The organism is Enterococcus aquimarinus, assembly GCF_001885765.1.
Taxonomy (GTDB): domain Bacteria; phylum Bacillota; class Bacilli; order Lactobacillales; family Enterococcaceae; genus Enterococcus_I; species Enterococcus_I aquimarinus.
The window spans coordinates 27,565-47,249 of record NZ_JXKD01000001.1; the positions used below are offsets into that span (position 1 = coordinate 27,565).

Below are 19,685 nucleotides of genomic sequence, written 5' to 3' on the forward strand. Positions count from 1 at the left end.
TTAGTTGAAAGTCAAGTGAAGCTGTCTGAGTGAATCGGATAACTTTTAGTGAAAAATAAATGACTAATGGAGGAATAACATGGCAAATCCAACAATTGCAATTGTCGGCCGTCCGAATGTAGGGAAATCGACTCTGTTTAATCGTATTGCTGGGGAACGTATCTCAATCGTGGAAGATACCCCAGGCGTAACCAGAGACCGGATTTATGCAACAGGAGAGTGGTTAGGCAAAGAATTTAGTATTATTGATACCGGTGGGATTGATTTAGGCGATGAACCATTCATGGATCAAATCCGTCACCAAGCCGAAATCGCAATCGAAGAAGCAGACGTCATCATTTTTGTCGGAAGCGGACAAGAAGGCGTAACCGATGCCGATGAATTAGTGGCACGTATTTTATTTAAGAGCAACAAACCGGTGATTTTGGCGGTCAATAAAGTCGATAATCCTGAGATGCGGAATGAAATTTATGAATTTTATTCGTTAGGATTAGGCGATCCGTACCCTGTATCAGGGAGTCATGGTTTAGGACTAGGAGACGTCTTAGATGAAGCCATCAGACATTTTAGTACCGAAATCGAACCAGAAGAAGAAGGCGTGATTAAATTTAGTTTAATCGGTCGACCAAACGTTGGTAAATCTTCATTGATTAACGGAATCTTAGGCGAAGAACGCGTGATTGTTTCAGAAATCGAAGGAACCACACGTGACGCGGTTGATACCCATTTCGTTGGGGAAAACGGACAGAAATTCACCATGATTGATACTGCCGGGATGCGTAAACGAGGAAAAGTTTACGAAAGTACCGAAAAATATAGTGTCATGCGGGCGATGCGAGCGATTGAACGCTCAGACATTGTGTTATTCGTCATCAATGCCGAAGAAGGAATTCGCGAGCAAGATAAGCGAATTGCTGGTTACGCACATGAAGCAGGACGTGGCTTGATCATCGTTGTGAACAAGTGGGATTTAGTTAAAAAAGATACGAACTCAATGCGTGATTTTGAACAAGAAATTCGCGATGAATTCCAATACTTAGACTATGCTCCAATCATTTTTGTCTCAGCTGTGACGAGACAACGCTTGAATAAGCTCCCTGAATTAATTGAAAGAGTGAGTGAAAGCCAAAACTTGCGGATTCCATCATCCGTCTTAAACGATGTTATTATGGACGCCGTGGCTATTAACCCAACACCAACCGACAAAGGCCGTCGCTTGAAGATTTTCTATTCGACACAAGTTGCGGTAAAACCACCCGCATTTGTAATCTTTGTGAACGAAGAAGAACTGATGCATTTCTCTTACGCACGATTCTTGGAAAACCAAATCCGCAATGCCTTTACATTTGAAGGAACGCCGATTCGAATCATTGCGCGTCGAAGAAAATAAAGATTTTACCATAGTTGCGATAATTTGACAAAGGAATTTTTATTATCCTAAAAAAAAGCCTTTAAATTGTTAAAACCCTTGATATTATAGGGTTCTTGTGATAACGTTATAACAGAATATTGATGAGGTAAATCAATATTTATTCGCAATGATTGGACCACTCAATCTTGCGAACATGTCATTCAATAGACCAATTTTCAGGAGGTGAAACCATCCATGGCAAACAAAGCAGAATTAATCGAAAAAGTTGCATCAGCAACAAACTTAACAAAAAAAGACGCGACTGCAGCAGTTGACGCTGTATTCTCAACAATTCAAGACGCTTTAGCTAACGGCGAAAAAGTTCAATTAATCGGTTTTGGTAACTTCGAAGTACGCTCTCGTGCAGCGCGTAAAGGACGTAACCCTCAAACTGGCGAAGAGATCCAAATCCCTGAAAGCAAAGTACCTGCATTCAAACCGGGCAAAGCTCTTAAAGACGCAGTGAAATAGACAGATTAAAAGAACGTTGATACCTTGGGGTTTCAATGTTCTTTTTGTTTATATTTAGATGGTGAAGGGGCAAGGAAAGGGCAAGTTATCTAAAGATATGAGGGTAGAGAATAAATAATTATAAATTGTGGATAGATTATAGATTTAAACCTACTAAATCATTTAAATGTATGGAGTATTATTCAGAATGGGGTTTTTAATTCCATGGAAATATAATGAACTATTTTCGTTTGTACTTTTTAGATCGAAAAAATTGAGTTATTATTTAATCGTAAATTTCAAGTTTAAATTAGCCATCCTTGGTGACTAAAAAATTCTGTACCACTATTGATCAATTGTTATGAAAGGTAGTGAATCCTTGATAATGAGCTGAGGTATGGTAATCTGCCGATGGGATGGCCTCAGGTCAGCTCCCAGACAACAAACCATGCCGAGGAAGGCTCGTTGTCAAGGGCAACTGGATATGGTGTCATAAACAGACCTTATAATTTTTGTCTAGAAAAGTGTTGCCATTCCAGTTAGACAAGTGTGATGAAGAAGAGGGTTATTGGACTTTTCTTGAAGAGATGTATCCTCAGATTACCTATTCGTCTGAGGATGAATATCTATTTTTAAGAAGAGTTGCTGAACCGAACTCTTTTATACTAAGCGCCACTTTAGAAATATGTGGATTCAACAAAGGTGGTATCGTACGTGGATCAACGCTCGCAGATCTTCCTTATTATGAAGAATTCGAAATTGAACGCATCCCCCGGTATAAGATGGTTTCATAACTTTCAAGCCTTGCGGTTCTTGGCGAAATAAGTATCAGTGGTACGATACAAAAGGTTGAGGAGCTGGCTAGCGTTCTGCAAGTATGTCTTGACAGTGGTGCACAAAGAAGGTTCTGATTCCGATAACTTCCGCAGCTGAACTGGGCACAGTACCAGCTGATCTTATTGGAGCGTTTAGCTTGATATTTTATTCAACTCCGCAGGAAGCAGTATTTAAAGCTTTGGGTGTGGAATAACTTCCATCTATGACTGGGGGAATTAGATTTGGCAAAAATATCAAATATTGAAAAAGGTGTCTTCCTAAGCTTGTTCAATCGAGCTGGGTATGTTCTTAATTTTTCCACAGACTCATTTAACGTGTTCACACAAAGCAGTATTGGAATTCCTTTATGTGAACACTATGGATTATCAAAAGGGAAATCATTAACAGCTTATGTCAATGAAGCGAAGGAACATGAAGTGATCAAATTACTAAGCGACTTACTTGAATACTATGAGTCGTATTATCAATCAGAGATAGATAGCGATGAGGATTCCTATAGTGGAATACTAAATAAGGAGTATCAAGCATATTACAAGAGATGCCGCGCTGTAATGGATAGAATAAAACTCAATATAACCCCTTTCACAGACGCAGGAGAAACATTAAAAGAGAAGTTTTCAAGTGACTACGTTTCTGCTCAGATTGACATTATGCTTAAAATGCAGAGTGAAAATCCAACCGAGGCAATAGGGAAATCCAAAGAGTTTATAGAGAGTTGTTGCAAAACAATTCTTGAATCAAGTCAGGAACCTGTTAATAAAGATTGGAATGTTAGTCAGTTGGTAAAAGCAACTATGAAGTTCTTAGAAATCTCAACAGATAACGTCGATGAAAGTACATCTGAAAGTCGAACCGTTAAAGCAATTCTAGGTAATCTTCACGGTGTAGCTGGAAATATCGCGGAGCTAAGAAATGCGTATGGAAGTGGTCATGGGAAAAGTGCAACTTATAAAGGGTTGACCGTGCGTCACGCTAAATTAGCTGTAGGCAGTAGTATCACACTTGTTAACTATTTGTGGGATACATATGAGTGGAGAAAAGAAAATGGTCGTATCATAATTTAAATTCACTCAATTTATTGCATGAATAGTTTCCTTAGACGGAAACGCATAGTGGACATGTTTCCACAAACGAGCAAAATGATCAAAAATAGGATAGAAATGTTTCCTCATACGGATAAATGTAAAAAAACACTAAAGACATCAAGATGAGCCTATCGGGCCAAGTTGAGACGGTAGTATTGATGTCAAGAGTTGAGAAGTAAGAGTTTAATAAGATAAGTAAATAAAGGCTTTCCGTGATTTGAGGTCTGGTTCTAAGCCAGAAGGATAATCACGGATTTTTGTTTTGAGGGAAAATATCTAAGATTGGTGAATTAGAGAAATTATAAGCCGATATAATTATTGATGTGATGAGTTGATAAGATAGTTGTCTAAATAATTATGAGTTGACAAGATATATGTTAATTTTAGTGACAATAAACGATAGCAAACAATACAAAACACATTGAAAAACACTGAAAACTATGCTAAGATGTATAATAAGATGGTATCAAACTATACTGACTGATCTTGAGGTGATGAAATGATAGAGCAGAATGAGAAGTGGATAAATATCGATGAGGCTGCTGAATACTTAGGTGTTAAGCAAGGAACCTTGCGCAGTTGGATTCGTAAAGGCAAAGGGCTACCCGCACATAAAATCGGAAAACAATGGAAGTTTAAGTGTACTGAGTTAGACGCTTGGGTTAAGAGTGGTAAGAGTGCTATTGAGTGAGACCGAAGAAAGAGAGGCAACATATAAAATGGATTTAGGCCAAGTATTTACAAATAGTATTGTAGCAAAATATATGGCGTCTCTATTTGATCTTGATAAGAATGATTCTATTCTTGATCCTTGTTTTGGAGATGGTGCATTTCTGAAGGCTTGTATGTATCAAGGATATAATAATATTAGTGGATATGAATTGGATGAGAATCTTTTTAATGAGGTACGAACGGTATATCCGACACTCAATTTATTTAATAAAGATTTTTTAAGTCTAAACAGTGATATGAAATTCGATGGAGTTATTATGAATCCTCCCTACATAAGACAAGAAAAAATAGATGATTTAAAGCAATATGGAGTCACAAAAGAAATATTACGGAAAAATAGGATTTATGAAACTCTACCTAAGACAGCTAATCTCTATATGTATTTCATACTTAAAGCAATTGAATTATTGAAAAATAATGGTCAGTTGGTAGTCATCTTTCCGAGTAGCTGGCTAAAAACTCGAAGTGGTAAAGGTTTTGAAAAAACACTCTACTCACAATGTACTATGAAACAACAGATACATGTTTCCGGAGAGGTCTTTGAAAAAGAAGCGTTAGTAGATGTTGTGATTTTGCATTTGTTGAAGGGTAAGACTTCAGTTGTGCCCCAGTTTAGAAACTTAGAAATAAGAAGTGGTGAGCTTATTGATAAGAAACTTCTACCTGTTGAAAAGAAAGATTTGAATTTCAGTACAGATTTCTCGAAGTACGCACAAGTAAGACGCGGATTGACAACTGGCTTTAATGCCATGTTTATTAATCCTGGTTTTAAAGAAAATGTATCTAAAGAAAAGCTTGTACCTATTATCTCCTCCCCTAAATCTATCAAAGGGTTTAGTACTGAAACTGCCGAGGTAGATATGTTACTTTCATTATCCATAGATGACAAATTAAATGATGAAGTCAACGATTATCTTACTAACTGGAAAGAATCAATCCTAGAAGAATCCTCGCCAAAAACTTTATATGAAAAAATACAACAGGGTTCTCCTTGGTATACTATAAAGCCAATAGATAGTAAAGGAATTTTATTCAGTTATTTTGTACGAAATGATATGAAGTTTATTGACAACGAAAAAGGAACATTAGTAAGAGATAATTTTTATGTTATTTATCCTAAAATTGATAAAACGCTATTGTTCGGTTTGCTCAACAATTACTATACATATTTTCAACTTGAGAAATCAGGTAAGAAGTATGGTGCAGGATTATTAAAATTACAGCGTTATGATATAGAGGATTTAATGTTTCCTGATATCTCTTTGATTTCTCAGCATGATAAAGAGGAAATATGTAAGCTGTCTGAAAAGTTGTTATTCGGAAATGATATTTCTTATATTAGAAAGATTACATCAATTATTTCTTCTTACTCAACTATGAGTTATGAAGAAATAACTGATCAGTTTACTGAACTGAAAAAACACAGATTGGAGGGATATACTAATGGCAATTAGCGTCGCAAGTCTATTTTCTGGAGGTGGAGGGTTAGACCTTGGGTTTAAAAAAGCAGGGTTTGATATTCAATGGGCTATAGATAATAATAAAAACGCGGTATCGACTTACATAGCAAATATCGGGAACCACATTATTTGTGAAGACATAAATGCCATTGACTTGGCAACTGTGCCACATGTAGATGTTGTTATAGGTGGGCCACCTTGTCAATCATTTTCTCTTGCGGGTAAAAGGGATGTTGAAGATGAGAGGGGCCAATTAGTTTGGAGATATATTCAAATTATCGAGCACATAGAACCAAAAGCGTTTGTCTTTGAAAATGTAACAGGTCTTCTTTCAGCTAAAAACGCTAAGGGAGAAAAGGTTATTGAACTCTTAAAAAGTGCTTTTATTGAAATAGGCTATTCAATTTCTACTAAGGTAGTGAATACGGCTGATTACGGGATTCCTCAAAAAAGGAAAAGGGTTATTATTGTGGGATTGAGGAACGGAGAGCCTTTTGAATTTCCTGCTGCAACGCATAGTGAAGATGGCTCTAATTTCAAACGTTATGTGAGTGTTGAGGAAGCACTTGGAGACTTACCTTTAGCTGTAAGCGATGAAAAAGAGACAACAAAATATTTGGTTGAACCTCAAAGTGAATATCAAAAAATCATGAGAGGAAAAGGTGAAATTACGGAACATTTCATTCCTCAGATGAGTGAGCTCGATAAATATATCATTTCGCATGTTAAGCCTGGCGGAAATTATATGGATATTCCTGCAGACGTGAATTCTGCAAGAATCAAGAGACTACAGAGAGATGGCGGACACACAACTTGTTACGGTCGCCTAAGGCCAGATGCACCATCGTATACAATTAACACTTACTTTAACAGGCCGAATGTTGGGTGCAATATACATTATTCTGCAGACCGTCTAATAACTGTTAGAGAAGCACTGAGATTACAATCCTTTCCCGATTCATATAAATTAGTTTCATCGAGTAAGCAAGGTAAAAATCTTATTGTAGGAAATGCTGTGCCACCAATATTGGCAGAAATTATTGCCAATAAATTAAAAGAGTACATTTAGGAGGAGAGCTTATGTGGATTTCATATTCTGATTCAGAAGTAAATAAATTTCATCCTGTGTGTGAGAGAGCATTGAATCGTGCTCTTCTCTTACTTGAAAAAGAAAGCGAATATAGAGTTTTACATCATCAATATACAGGCTCTCTGGAGATGGATTACGTTATACAAAACATCATTACAGGAAAATATCTCTGTGTTGTTGAAGTTAAAAGAACCCCTTCTGATATCCATAGTGCGAGATATCAGTTCCAAGCCATGTCATATGTACAAATGAATGCTAACGAATCGGAGAAACCCTTCTATATCCTTACTAATTTAGAATATGCTTTTGCTTTCAGATATGATTCAAATAGGCCTCGTGTTTTTCAGCAAATGCTAAAGCCAGGGCTTTCGAACATAGGCAGTTTTGTTGACGATGATGAAGAAACATTTACTAGTAAATTAGCGGAATATTTTAAAGAGAGAATTAATGAATATTGTAACAACACTTATGAGTACCTAGTGACTTTAGAAGAATTTGCTGAACACATGGAAAAACTTAAAGGTCAGCCGAAAAAGTGGAAAAGCTACTTGGCAGTATCACTCTATGAATACATTCGAGGGGCATTTACATTTTTAAACAGAAATGATTTGCCAGATATAAGAGTATTTCACAATAATATTGCACGTATTTGTAATGAAGCTGCTAGAGTAAATTTTAAAGATATTTTTGATTACTCTGAAGATAAGTTTGAAAATGAAACTAATGTGGAGAACTCTTCTCTAATCAATCTATATGATTTCGGCAACCAAAACATTTCGGGAGATTCTGTTTCTGGTATTTTGCATCAGATAGTTTCCGCAGGTCATGAACATGAAGGAGAGGTACCGACTGATTTAGAATTAGGGCGAATAGTTGCTGAATTAGCAAAATATATTAATGGGAATTTAGATGTCAATGACCTGCTATGTGATCCTGCTGCGGGCAGTGGTAACTTAGTAAGTGCAGCAGTAGAGACGCTAAACTTAAGACCAACACAGATACTTGTAAATGACTGGAATCCAAGACTTTTAGAATTATTATCTTTGAGACTAGGATTAAATTTCGCAAGAACTGTTTCTCGTGATAATTCCCCTAAAATACATAATAGTAATATTGTTGATTTGGAAAACAGTTTTTTTGAGAATGTAAAAATCATTGTAATGAATCCGCCTTTTGTGGCTGGAATTAATTGTGTAGAGAGAAAACAAGAAATTTATAGAAAAATATGCTCTTTGACGGGTGAAAATTCTAGTATAAATATTGGCCAAATGCCTTTGGAAGCTCCCTTCCTTGAATTAATAACTCACTTAATTAAGCCAGGAACAACAATTGCCTGTGTGTTTCCAAAAACTCATCTAATGGCTCGAGGTAATGAAGCACAGCTAATTAGGAGGTTAATTCTTAATAATCTGGGCTTAAGAGTAGTTTTTACATACCCAGGTAATGAAATATTTGATGAAGTTGTTAAGGATACCTGCGTTCTAGTAGGTAAAGCAATGCACCCTAGTGATTCTATAGAAGTAATATCTAGTTATGAGAAGATACCAGATTTAGATACACATCGTTTTTCACGATCCTTATCAAATGAATTTACAGTTGACTTTACATCAATGATGCCCGGTGTTGTAGCAAAAAAAGTAACGATTGATGAATTGAGAAATAGCATTACAGATGGTTGGCGTTCTTTGAATAGTGAAATGGTTGATGCAATTTCTTTTGTTAAGGCGAACTTCGAGACTGCTCCATTAATGAGAACTTTAGGGGAGTATGATTTTATAGTTAGGCCTAAACGTGGTAATGCAGGGAATAACGGTGGCAGCGATATCATGTTTTTTAAATCAAGAGAAGATTTGTATAGACAATTTAGAAATAGAGGCGTAGTTCTTAAAGCTGGAATGAGAAATGCGAGATTAGATACTCTTGATATCGGTGAGGGTGACTCAGAATTTTTGGACGTGACATCAAACGATGAACAAATAATAGACGAAATTATAGATTCTTATATTCAATTACCTGCTCGTGGAGGTAGACAACAAAGACAAGAGAAAACACATCAAGAGTGGAAACGAATTCTACAAAGAGAAAGTCGCAATGGGTTCGGTCAAAATTCTGTTCTTGTTCCTCGTGCCATTAGAACGTCAGGTAAAGCGTATTTATCTACAAAACAGGTATTTGTTTCAACTAATTTTGTTGTATATACAATGTCAACTTACGAGGAAGCATTGTTGCTGTCTACTTGGATGACAACCATTTTTTATCAGTTGATTTGTGAAGTAACATCTAAAGACCAAGAAGGGATGAGGAAGATGGAGGTTGCTGATATTAATACCACTTTTATTCCTCAACTTGATATGATTTCTTTAAATACTCGGAATCGAATAAATGAAATAAAAGATGAAATCGTATTTCTTAATTTAAAGAATCCCGAAATTAGAGATATCGATAAAATATGGGCTGAAGAACTGTTTGGCGATGAGGCTAACGTAATTTTAGATACAGCACAAAGTTTATTAAGTTTCTTGGCACACAAAAGGAATTCATAAAAGCATAATTGGTAGTATTAGATGGCTGGCGGGATTGTATTGGATTTATAAAATTTTTTTAATTAATAGGAGGCATCGCAATGAAACGATTATGTTTTGGTACACTTATGCACATATTGTATCAAGCTCGTAACCAGAAAGTTACGAATGATTCGTTGTGCGATGCCATCTTCTCTTCTTATTCTCAAACAACAAATTCTTTTGATACTTCCCTGCCTGGACACCTCAAAAGTGGCCGGAATAATGTACCTCCGGATGTGATTATCGCTGCAACAAATGAAAACCAACATTAACGAATTTAACTATGAGATTACGATGGAAATGTTGGATCAAATGAATGAACTTCGTGTTACGGACGGTAAAATAGAAGATATTCTTAACGAAGAAAAGGGTAGTCGTGTTGCTGGAGAAGTTTTATATTATCTTGGACTTGATTGGACTAATAAACATTTTAAATATGAGTTAGACCACTTACATCCATTCGCTCGATTTGATACAAATAAACCACCCCAAGTAACTATTGAAAAATGGAAATTATGGCGTGGAATGAGAAATAGACTTCCAAACCTGCATCTATTAGAGGGAAGAAGTAATGCCAGTAAAAGTGATATGAGATTAATTGATTACTATAATGATATGAATGAAGTACAAAAACAGGCATTCATGGAGCAAGCTACGATTCCGAAAGATGTAGCATTAGATTTTGAAGATTTTGATGTATTCTATGAAAAGCGTAAAGAAGTCTTATCCAACCATATCAGAGCATTACTACAATAATTTGTATCTAGGGGGGGACATGAGTGGGGGATAAAATAGAAATTATAGATGAGCCTAATATACCAGAAAATGATACTGAGAACTCATTAATAATTTTCAAAACTGACATAGATAAGTACGGCAGGGATATTATGGAAATGAGTGATTTCTTTGATGGATATGTTCAGCAAATGGCAATTAAGTTAAGGGAAGACTCATCCTTAAAACTAGTACGTGATTTACCGGTAAGTAATTTAGGGATTATTAATGAGGTAGTTCATCATGCCAATATTATAATGAATCAAGGTATTACGTTAATTCCTGATTTTGATAGTTTGCCAAATGATATAAATGAAAAATTGGGAAGTAAACTCTACAGTATCGCTGATTCAAAGCAAGTAGATGGAAATCTCCGACCAGTTATACTTGATGAAAATGGTGTTAGAATAAAAGATATAACTTTAAAAAAAATCACTAAAAAAGTTGATAATATTGAAACAGTTAGAAGCATAAGTAATCAGCTTCAAATGAAGCAAATTTACGCTAAGTTAGCTGATATACAAGAGTTTCAGATGTATCAAATTGAAACGGATAGAGATCGTGACTTTATTGTTCCTTTCTTAGATGCAAGGTCGTTAATTCTAGAATCTAAATCAAGAAAAACGAAAGATGAACAGATTCGCTTAGTTAGGGAGGCAGATGGGAAAATAAGAACAGCTTTAGCTGCAATATATCAGAACATTGATACTACATCTAAGAGTTTTGCTAAAAAAGTGAACTATCCATTTTTGCAACCTTTCGGTAATCAGTTAAACACTTATATGAGATTTTTGACTGATGACTTACAGTTGGCAACAAAGTATGTTGGTGTCCGAATGCAATTGTTGGAGTACATTGGAGACAGTGATGCTTCAAAAGAAGTCCTACAACAATATCATCATGTGGTATATGATTTTCTTACAAAACCTTTAACAAAAAAAGGATTGCCCGCTGCAACATTGATGCATGATTATTTTCCTTATGATAAAACTAACATTAACTGTTGGCATACATTTTCCACGGAGATGATACCAACTATTGAGTTAAATATGGAAAAACTAAGATTAAACGATAAAGACGATGTTGAAGAAGAGATATACATTGTTTCATTGGAGGATTCAGAAAATGAGTAAAGAAAAGACTTGTAAGGTATGTGGTCGAATAATAACCGATGAAAAGAACAAAACTGGATTGTGTCCAAAGCATCAAAAAGAAGGTATTAACATTCTAGGTGGTGTAGGTATTGGGGCAGGAGCTTTACTTATAGGCTTAAAAAAATATGGTCCCAAAATTGCTAGTGCTGCAATCAAAATAATAAAGAGATAAATGTGGATTTGTTCCCACAAACAACGCTATATCAAAAATAGTCGTAGAACAGTTCCCACATACAAGCAACAACCCAAAATGCCCCAAGACATCAATCTTGTCATGTCACCACATGGTGTTAGAGGAAACATATCTACACTGAACCTTTTAATTTTAGTTATACTTTTTAATTATTTCTTCTGAATAAATGTAAGGGTATTCAAGTTAGATTTAATCACCAACGCTCCAATCAAAAAACTCAATACGTTAGTAATCTAAAGCGTATCACAAGTTCGAGCACCTTTCTAAACGCATTGATTTCAAGCCTTTTCCGGGGTTATGCCCAGGAGAGGGCTTTTTATTTTTGTGTCAAAATCTGCATGAAAATAGATCCTCCTTACAATACTGGTAATGATAGTTTTAAATACAATGATCGATTTAACCATTCGACTTGGCTAACTTTCATGAAAAACAGACTTGAAAAAGAACGCCTTTATTCGAGGGTGTTGCGTTTTCTGATCTAATTGACGATTACTATGTAGAAATCAGTAAAATAAATACAAATGTAAAAGATATAGATGAATTCAAATAACCACGTTCCATGCGTCATTTTGATTGGTATGTCTATAATCAAGCCATCGTAAACTCTTGGGAAAGTTCTCTGATTAATTTTATAAACGAGTTTATGAGTGAATTGAAAGCTAAATATGAAGAGGTTTATTTAATTAGAAATGAATGGCAAGTTAAGATTGTTGAAATAAATGGAACAAGACGATTTATGCCTGACTTTTTATTGTATTTAAAAGATTAATCATTAACCTATCAAGTATTTATTGAACCAAAAGGGGATCACTTTCGCCCTCAGGTTCAATGGAAAGAAGATTTCTTGCTTTCTCTATCTGTAAGAAAAGACATCGAAGTCTCAACTGAAAACGATGACGTAAGATTAATTGGTTTAAAATTCTATTCCAGAACAACTACCTTTAAAAATGATTTTAACGAGAAATTATTAAACCAATAACTGTCTAATCGTTGGTTTGAAGTCTACCTAAAAATTGACACTTACTAGGTATTGATCTGATTTAATTTTTTATAGTTTATTCGCGATTTTTTTAGTGCTGTAACTGCTAAACTAAAGTAGACCATTTTCGCCAGACAATAATGGACCACTTTTAATCCAAAAATATCAAGAAGGAGGAAAGGCTGTTTTTTCACACGGTAATAGAGGAAAAAAACAGATACACGCCGTACCAGAGAATGTAAAAAAACAAATCATTGGGCTTTATCAACAGTTTAATATAAAACCGAACGTGAAGCACTTTACTGAAATATTAAAGGAGGATTATGCGATCTGTTACACCGATACAACGATTCGAAATATTTTATACCTAGCGAATATTATCTCACCTAAAACACAAAGAAAGACACGAAAAAAAATAAAAGCTCGAATCAAAGCACAATCAATGAAAGCAAAGACAGAGCTTGATAATCCACTGCTTCCAAGAGCCGAAGATCAACTGGCTTCACCCGAAAAAATCCATCCTAGCCGCTCTAGGAAAAAATACCAAGGAGAGCTGATTCAAATGGATGCCAGTTCATACAATTGGTTCGGGAACGACGTCACCCATCTTCACTTAGCGATTGATGACGCTTCTGGGGATATCGTTGGTGGGTATTTCGACACGCAAGAAACGCTCAATGGCTATTATCATGTGCTCCATCAGATCCTCCGTAACCGAGGGATTCCTTTAGCTTTTTTAACCGATAAACGAACCGTTTTTGACTATCAATCCAAAACCAAGAAAGTCGTTGAGGAAGATACCTTCACGCAATTTGGTTTTGCCTGCCATCAACTCGGTATTGACATTCGTACCTCCTCTATTCCACAAGCGAAAGGCCGTGTAGAACGATTAAACGGCACGGTTCAATCACGACTTCCTGTAGATTTAGAATTAGCAGGGATCCAATCTATTGAGGAAGCCAATCATTTTTTAACAAAATGGATTCAATCATTTAATAGGAAGTTTGGTAATAAGACGAAGGAATCAATCTATGAGAAGGCACCTACGAAATCAGAGATGAATTTATTATTAGCACGAGTCGCAAATAGAAAAATCGATAGTGGGCATCACATTCGGTATCAAAATAACTACTATTTACCGACGGAGGGTAGCGAAGATCAGTACTTTACACGCGGATCAAAAGCCCTCGTTATCGAATCCTTTAACGGCGAAATCTATGTAAATATCGCTGAAAAAATATACACAACAAGGAGACTGAAAGAACATGACGACTATTCAACAGAGTTTGACCCGATTCCAGAGCAAAAAAAAGAAAGACGCCAGTATATTCCCCCACAATCTCACCCGTGGAAACTAGAGTCTTTCAAAAGATATCATCGCAGCATCGGAAAAACACTCGAAGAATATGAAGCTGAACGAGCAGCTTAATTCTTATTTTACCAAATGCGGTCACATTAATGTGAGCCTAGGATTTAGGACATTTTACCTTTCGCTTGACATACTGTGCTGTATCTTTCTAATCGCTATTCTGTTCCTCTAGGAACGTATCATGCTTTAGGAAAAGTGGTTCAGTTAAAGATAGACCAGACTCGTTTGATTATCTATGATTCCGAAAATGGAGAAACGCTTGGGAAACATAATCTCTCAAAAGAAAAAGGAAAACTAATTCAAGATAAGAACCACTTGCGAGATCGCACTAAAGGTATTTCTGCAATGATGGAATCTACTATTGGAAAATTTGAAGCTCAGGTCCTAGCTCAAATCTTTATGTTAGAAATCAAAAAGAAATACCCACGGTATATCCGAGATCAATTACAGCTAGTCAACCAACAATGGAATCACTTTCCTTCGATATTCGTCAATAGCGGTTTAAAATTGTGTGTAGAAAAAAGACTGTTCAGCGCTTCAGAACTAAAGGATATGATTCGATTTTTAACAGAGTCAGCACAACACGAACCGATAGAATTGTTTGAAGAATCTCCTGCTAAAATTAAGCCGTTAGATGAGCAGTTAAACGATATTCTAGAGATAAAACCTTCGATTCGTTCTTTAGAAACCTATCTTCCCTTTTTAGAAGGAGGTACTAATAATTGAGTATTTATACCGAATTACAAAGTAAAATGAAAGCAGTGAGGCTCGTTGAGTCCTATGACGCATTACCTCAGTTAATTAAGAAAGCAGAAACACAGGAATTATCATATAGCCAGTTCTTACTTTCTGTTATGACGTATGAACAACAACGGAGAAGCGAAAAAGTAATCGAAAAAAGATTGAAGTGGGCTTCTTTTCCTATTTATAAGACACTAGAAGAATTCTCCCTTCAAGAACAACCTACTTTAAAAAAGCAGTCATTTAATCAGTTAACTGATTTGGCATGGCTTGATCAGTTGTATAATTTAATTCTTCTAGGCCCCACTGGCGTGGGAAAAACACATTTAGCTATAGGTATTGGCATAAAAGCGATACAAGAAGGTTATAAGGTTGCTTTTATCTCAATGGGAGAATTGATTCATGTGTTAAAAACAGAAGAAATGACACGTAAGTCCAGGCTTCGATTAAAAAGAATACGAGAAGCCAATTTAGTCATACTAGATGATTTAATGTTTATGGCGATAGATAGAAGAGAAGCCAATCTTCTATCTATCGCCATAAACGAGCTGTATAATCAATCTTCTATCCTTCTAACGTCTAATAAAGGCCCTGGAGATTGGGGAGAGTTGCTTGGTGATCCAGCTCCTACAGCAGCTATATTAGGTCGTTTGATTCATCGGTCTGAAGTAATACAATTAGGCGGAGATAGCTATAGAATGAAATATAGAAGTACTATATTTCACTAAGAATTTTAATGAATAAATACGAGTTGGCCCATTTTTGTTTGGCGAAAATGGCCCACTTTTACTTGACGGTTACAAGTGCCAGTATTTTAAATTTTTATATGCTCATAGGTATTCTTTTAGTAATCTCTTCGGTATGGGCATCAAAAGTCAGGAGTGGAGAATATCGAGTTTTTGATAATGGTTATTGAGATCGACCTCCTCTTGTTTTCCGAATGTATCGTAAGAGCCAAATCCAAATCAATTACAATCGTATCAATCGCTTCTGGGTCAAATATTTGTCTAAATAACGTGGATTTAATTGATTGAATCCTTCGGTATTTTCAGGTTTAGTGGTTTGCAACATCCGCGATACTGTGTCGTGAGAGTCAAGTTTTTACTGTTAAAGTGTTTGGATAAATAATCCATTGTGGGCCAAGTTATACTAAGTATCATCAGTTTTGGAACCGACAATTTGAGTGTTTACGCTCGTCTTTAAAATAAACCGCCTGATCAAATAATCAACTAAAATTTGATTGTAAAATAAATGACTATTCTTATTTACCTTGCTTAACTAAATAATTTGCTTTAAAAAAAGATATATTTTAAATTATTTAGCCAGTTCATTTAATTTAATTAATTTGTAACATTCGTAGTTAAAGATATCTTTTATCAAAAAGATATCTTTAACTACGATAGTGGTTGAATAATCTAATGTTTCAATTAGTATTTTATTATTCATCGTTAAGATTGTACCTAGGTTATTCTTGAAATACATTTTAAAACCTCCTTCCTAACAGTAAGTACGTATAAATCATAAAATTTTTTTATTATATCGACTGTAAAAAGATAGGGAGTTAAAAATATTAATTACATAAATGTATGGAACCTTTTTATTTAACTCTTTAGTCATCCTCCGTATAGTCTTTATTATAAATTGTTATGCTAAACTACGACAAATTTATAAGACTGCATGGATTGAATTGTGGTGCTCATAGATATTTTTTATTATATCCTTTATAATAGGAGTATAGTTGAGATTAGATACAATCAATGTTTATGAAAAAATTGTTTTTGTTGCATCCTGTATGCGGGTGTATGGATTGAAATTGCTAATTGTGTATTAATACTTCCTTTAATCAAGTTGCATCCTTCACGGGTGCACGGATTGAAATAAATTAGAGTCATGTTGTGTCTAATGCTTTCAATACTACGGTGCTCGATCACAGAGCACCGTAGCTATTATTAGTCATATAATCCTCGCAATATTGTGTTTGCAGACCAATATGCTTGCTTGATGTATACTAAGAACAAGCAGTCTTTTGTTACTATGAGACCATGAATAAAATAAATAATCATAACCGGATGTAGGTAGTGTGCTAACGCATCCGGTTATTTGGCGTTCCTTAATAATATAAATGTGATTTAGCACTATGGATAAAAATTCTCATTAATCCATTATAAAGAAAAATGTTTCTTTACTTAAATCGCATGTTATTCCTTAATTATTCTATTTTTGATTCACTTCATCGTAAAAACCACGAGATTAATCCTATTAAACACTTGTTTTCTAAGCTATTTTTCCATTTCTCCATTAAATTTTAAATATTCTGACAAAACTAATTGACTTTTAATAAAGTTAACTGTATATTATAAAGACATTAAAACAAATTCATTTAAGAGGAGACGATTTCGATGCAATTCACGAATGACCTATATTTATTAGTCATTATTATTAGGTAAAGGACTTAGAACACAGGGGAGCTACAATCCACTTGTTTGAGTCCTATTCGTGTTACGAAATGGGATTCTCGCAAAAGAGTATCCTATCTGATTGATAGAAGGATGCTCTTTTTTTATTCGATATTTTGTATTTTGGTAGATGAGAATTTCCACAACACAAATAGAAGAGATTGAATTGTTTACTTAAAAATTAGGAGGAATTTTGATGGAGAATAGACAAATTAAAGACGAAGCCCAACAATCGTACTCCGGTGCCCAACTGTTGTTGCGTTGTTTGGGACAACAGGACGTGGAAATGATCTTTGGTTATCCAGGTGGAGCCGTTTTACCAATTTACGATGCGTTATATGATGCGGAGATTCCGAATATTTTGACTCGTCATGAGCAAGGTGCGGTTCATGCGGCGCAAGGATACGCAAAATCAACTGGCAAGCCTGGTGTGGTGTTAGTGACGAGTGGTCCGGGTGCGACGAATGTGGTGACAGGGATTGCGGACGCGATGGCGGATTCAACACCGTTAGTCGTGATTACGGGACAAGTGGCGAGTCCGGTGATTGGCAAGGATGCCTTTCAAGAGGCGGATATCTTAGGAATTACCTTACCGATTACGAAACACAATTATCAAGTGCGCTGTATTGAAGATTTGGAACAAACGGTGGCAGAAGCGTTTCATATTGCGACGACGGGACGTAAGGGTCCGGTGGTGATTGATTTGCCGAAGGATATGACGCTCGCGGTGACGGATCAAGTGCGTGAAGTGGCGCCGATTCAGATCGAAAGTTATCAACCAAATGTGAATCCTTCTGAGGGACAAATCAATAAATTGATGGCGCAATTGCAAAAGGCGAGTTGCCCAGTCCTTTTAGTAGGTGCTGGGGTGACGGCGGCTGGTGGCGAGGAATTGTTCCGAGCGTTTGTTGACAAATATCATATCCCGACGGTTTCGACGTTACTTGGTTTAGGGGTCTTGCCAAATGGCGCACCTGAGTTTTTAGGAATGGGTGGCATGCATGGGAGCTATGCGGCGAATATGGCGTTAGCGGAATGTGATTTTCTATTAAATATTGGCAGTCGCTTTGACGATCGCTTGGCAAGTTGTCCGCCTGAGTTTGCGCCGCATGCGACGATTGCCCATATTGATATTGATCCGGCTGAAATCGGCAAAGTGATCGACACGGATATTCCGATTGTCGGCGACGCGAAAGTGGCGTTAGAAAAACTCTTGGCGTATCCGTATCAACCGATTCAGATGACGCTTTGGCAAGAGCTTTGTCAACAACGCAAGAACAGCTATCCGTTTACGTTTGATCGTGAGAACACGGACGAAATTAAGCCACAACGCTTGATTGAAAAAATCGGTGAAATGACAAAAGGCCAAGCATATGTTGCGACAGATGTGGGTCAACATCAAATGTGGGTGGCGCAGTATTATCCCTTTAACTTTGGACGCCAAATCATTACAAGTGGTGGCTTAGGAACAATGGGTTACGGGATTCCAGCTGGGATTGGCGTGCAGTTTGCGCATCCGGACAAAGAAGTGATTGTGTTTGTGGGCGATGGTGGCTTCCAGATGACGAATCAAGAGTTAGCGATTTTGAATGAGTTTCAATTGAATGTGAAATTTATTTTGATCAATAATTCATCCTTAGGAATGGTTCGTCAGTGGCAAGAAAGTTTCCACGGCAATCGTCGTTCGGCGTCGGTCTTTACGAATCATCCTGACTTCATTAAATTAGCGGAAGCGTATGGCATTAAAGGGACGAAGTTAAGCAATCCGGCGACGTTTGAAGCTGAGCTGGAAGAAGCATTCACCTACAAAGGTCCGCAATTAATTGAAGTGGTGGTTTCGAGTAGTGAACATGTGCTACCGATGATTCCATCTGGGATGCCAAATCATAAAATGATTGGAGTGAAGGGCCAATGAGAAGAGTGATTGTTGCCTTAGTGGCGAATAAATCGGGTGTCCTCAGTCGGGTGACGAGTGTGTTAAATCGCCGCCAAGTAAATATTGAAAGTATTTCCGTTGGGGCGACAGAACAGTTCGAGTTGTCCCGCATGACAATTGTGGTGAATGTCTCTGATTTAGCGGAAGCTGAGCGGGTCATTAAGCAATTGAATAAACAAATTGAGGTATTAAAAGTTCTTGATATTACAGGAGACCCTCATATTGAAAGAGAATTGGCGTTAATTAAAGTCAATGCTCCCACAGCGATTCGCTCAGAGATTCAGGCAGTGATTGCCCCGTTTCGAGCAGATATCGTCGATGTGGCGCAAAAAAGCATTATGATTCAAGTTGTGGGAACGCATGAGAAGATTGATGCCTGTATTGAAGTGTTACGCCCCTATGGGTTAAAACAACTCGCTCGTACCGGAATTACCGGACTCGTTCGAGGATAGAT

The 19,685-nt window shown here is 36.5% G+C and carries 17 protein-coding genes and 2 pseudogenes; all 19 read left to right on the top strand.

Annotation, left to right across the window (positions count from 1 at the left end; all coding sequences use genetic code 11):
* Positions 1-79: 79 nt before the first annotated feature.
* Positions 80-1,390 (top strand): ribosome biogenesis GTPase Der, encoded by a 1,311-nt coding sequence (gene der, locus RU93_RS00150; protein WP_071873595.1) that lies wholly within the window; start codon positions 80-82, stop codon positions 1,388-1,390.
* Positions 1,391-1,606: 216 nt separating this feature from the next.
* Positions 1,607-1,882, top strand: coding sequence for an HU family DNA-binding protein (locus RU93_RS00155; RefSeq protein WP_071873596.1), 276 nt, complete (start codon positions 1,607-1,609; stop codon positions 1,880-1,882).
* A gap of 491 nt (positions 1,883-2,373) precedes the next feature.
* A complete protein-coding gene (locus tag RU93_RS12150; RefSeq protein ID WP_211272530.1) occupies positions 2,374-2,655 on the top strand; it encodes a hypothetical protein in 282 nt (93 codons plus the stop codon).
* A gap of 264 nt (positions 2,656-2,919) precedes the next feature.
* On the top strand, positions 2,920-3,762 hold the full coding sequence (locus RU93_RS00165; protein ID WP_084131070.1) for an abortive infection family protein: 843 nt from the start codon (positions 2,920-2,922) through the stop codon (positions 3,760-3,762).
* A 520-nt stretch (positions 3,763-4,282) separates the two neighbouring features.
* Entirely contained in the window at positions 4,283-4,474 is a 192-nt protein-coding gene (locus RU93_RS00170; protein ID WP_071873597.1) for a helix-turn-helix domain-containing protein, read from the top strand.
* A gap of 28 nt (positions 4,475-4,502) precedes the next feature.
* Positions 4,503-5,969 (top strand): Eco57I restriction-modification methylase domain-containing protein, encoded by a 1,467-nt coding sequence (locus tag RU93_RS00175; RefSeq protein WP_211272531.1) that lies wholly within the window; start codon positions 4,503-4,505, stop codon positions 5,967-5,969.
* Positions 5,959-7,044 carry a DNA cytosine methyltransferase gene (locus tag RU93_RS00180; protein WP_071873599.1) on the top strand — a complete coding sequence of 362 codons (1,086 nt, stop codon included), beginning with the start codon at positions 5,959-5,961 and terminating at the stop codon, positions 7,042-7,044. The genes RU93_RS00175 and RU93_RS00180 overlap by 11 nt, the downstream gene beginning before the upstream one ends.
* Before the next feature lie 11 nt (positions 7,045-7,055).
* Entirely contained in the window at positions 7,056-9,608 is a 2,553-nt protein-coding gene (locus RU93_RS00185; protein WP_071873600.1) for a BpuSI family type II restriction endonuclease, read from the top strand.
* Between the two features lie 80 nt (positions 9,609-9,688).
* The gene (locus RU93_RS00190) at positions 9,689-9,901 is read left to right on the top strand and encodes a C2 domain-containing protein (protein ID WP_071873601.1); all 213 of its coding nucleotides are present in this window, start codon (positions 9,689-9,691) and stop codon (positions 9,899-9,901) included.
* A 22-nt stretch (positions 9,902-9,923) separates the two neighbouring features.
* Positions 9,924-10,385 (top strand): hypothetical protein, encoded by a 462-nt coding sequence (locus RU93_RS00195; RefSeq protein ID WP_071873602.1) that lies wholly within the window; start codon positions 9,924-9,926, stop codon positions 10,383-10,385.
* A 23-nt stretch (positions 10,386-10,408) separates the two neighbouring features.
* Positions 10,409-11,536, top strand: coding sequence for a hypothetical protein (locus RU93_RS00200; RefSeq protein ID WP_211272532.1), 1,128 nt, complete (start codon positions 10,409-10,411; stop codon positions 11,534-11,536).
* Positions 11,529-11,729: a hypothetical protein gene (locus RU93_RS00205; RefSeq protein ID WP_071873603.1), complete on the top strand. Its 201-nt coding sequence runs from the start codon at positions 11,529-11,531 to the stop codon at positions 11,727-11,729. Before RU93_RS00200 ends, RU93_RS00205 begins: the two co-directional genes overlap by 8 nt.
* A gap of 365 nt (positions 11,730-12,094) precedes the next feature.
* Positions 12,095-12,199: pseudogene (locus RU93_RS11955) on the top strand (DNA methyltransferase); the annotation flags it as partial.
* Between the two features lie 110 nt (positions 12,200-12,309).
* Positions 12,310-12,519, top strand: coding sequence for a hypothetical protein (locus tag RU93_RS12000; protein WP_071873604.1), 210 nt, complete (start codon positions 12,310-12,312; stop codon positions 12,517-12,519).
* A 361-nt stretch (positions 12,520-12,880) separates the two neighbouring features.
* Positions 12,881-14,158, top strand: a pseudogene (locus tag RU93_RS00220) (ISNCY family transposase); the annotation flags it as partial.
* A gap of 165 nt (positions 14,159-14,323) precedes the next feature.
* Positions 14,324-14,824, top strand: a complete 501-nt coding sequence (locus RU93_RS00225) for a hypothetical protein (protein WP_071873606.1) — start codon at positions 14,324-14,326, stop codon at positions 14,822-14,824.
* Positions 14,821-15,567 carry an IS21-like element helper ATPase IstB gene (gene istB, locus RU93_RS00230; protein WP_245785350.1) on the top strand — a complete coding sequence of 249 codons (747 nt, stop codon included), beginning with the start codon at positions 14,821-14,823 and terminating at the stop codon, positions 15,565-15,567. Before RU93_RS00225 ends, istB begins: the two co-directional genes overlap by 4 nt.
* A gap of 1,924 nt (positions 15,568-17,491) precedes the next feature.
* A complete protein-coding gene (ilvB, locus tag RU93_RS00235) occupies positions 17,492-19,210 on the top strand; it encodes a biosynthetic-type acetolactate synthase large subunit (protein WP_071873607.1) in 1,719 nt (572 codons plus the stop codon).
* Positions 19,207-19,683 (top strand): acetolactate synthase small subunit, encoded by a 477-nt coding sequence (gene ilvN / locus RU93_RS00240; protein ID WP_071873608.1) that lies wholly within the window; start codon positions 19,207-19,209, stop codon positions 19,681-19,683. Before ilvB ends, ilvN begins: the two co-directional genes overlap by 4 nt.
* The last annotated feature ends 2 nt before the right edge of the window (positions 19,684-19,685 follow it).

What these genes read in the sequence shown, in the direction of transcription:
- der (WP_071873595.1), top strand. Translation starts at nt 80, where the DNA reads ATGGCAAATCCAACAATTGCAATTGTCGGCCGTCCGAATGTAGGGAAA.
- RU93_RS00155 (WP_071873596.1), top strand. Translation starts at nt 1,607, where the DNA reads ATGGCAAACAAAGCAGAATTAATCGAAAAAGTTGCATCAGCAACAAAC.
- RU93_RS00170 (WP_071873597.1), top strand. Translation starts at nt 4,283, where the DNA reads ATGATAGAGCAGAATGAGAAGTGGATAAATATCGATGAGGCTGCTGAA.
- RU93_RS00175 (WP_211272531.1), top strand. Translation starts at nt 4,503, where the DNA reads ATGGATTTAGGCCAAGTATTTACAAATAGTATTGTAGCAAAATATATG.
- RU93_RS00180 (WP_071873599.1), top strand. Translation starts at nt 5,959, where the DNA reads ATGGCAATTAGCGTCGCAAGTCTATTTTCTGGAGGTGGAGGGTTAGAC.
- RU93_RS00185 (WP_071873600.1), top strand. Translation starts at nt 7,056, where the DNA reads ATGTGGATTTCATATTCTGATTCAGAAGTAAATAAATTTCATCCTGTG.
- RU93_RS00190 (WP_071873601.1), top strand. Translation starts at nt 9,689, where the DNA reads ATGAAACGATTATGTTTTGGTACACTTATGCACATATTGTATCAAGCT.
- RU93_RS00195 (WP_071873602.1), top strand. Translation starts at nt 9,924, where the DNA reads ATGGAAATGTTGGATCAAATGAATGAACTTCGTGTTACGGACGGTAAA.
- RU93_RS00205 (WP_071873603.1), top strand. Translation starts at nt 11,529, where the DNA reads ATGAGTAAAGAAAAGACTTGTAAGGTATGTGGTCGAATAATAACCGAT.
- RU93_RS12000 (WP_071873604.1), top strand. Translation starts at nt 12,310, where the DNA reads ATGCGTCATTTTGATTGGTATGTCTATAATCAAGCCATCGTAAACTCT.
- ilvB (WP_071873607.1), top strand. Translation starts at nt 17,492, where the DNA reads ATGGAGAATAGACAAATTAAAGACGAAGCCCAACAATCGTACTCCGGT.
- ilvN (WP_071873608.1), top strand. Translation starts at nt 19,207, where the DNA reads ATGAGAAGAGTGATTGTTGCCTTAGTGGCGAATAAATCGGGTGTCCTC.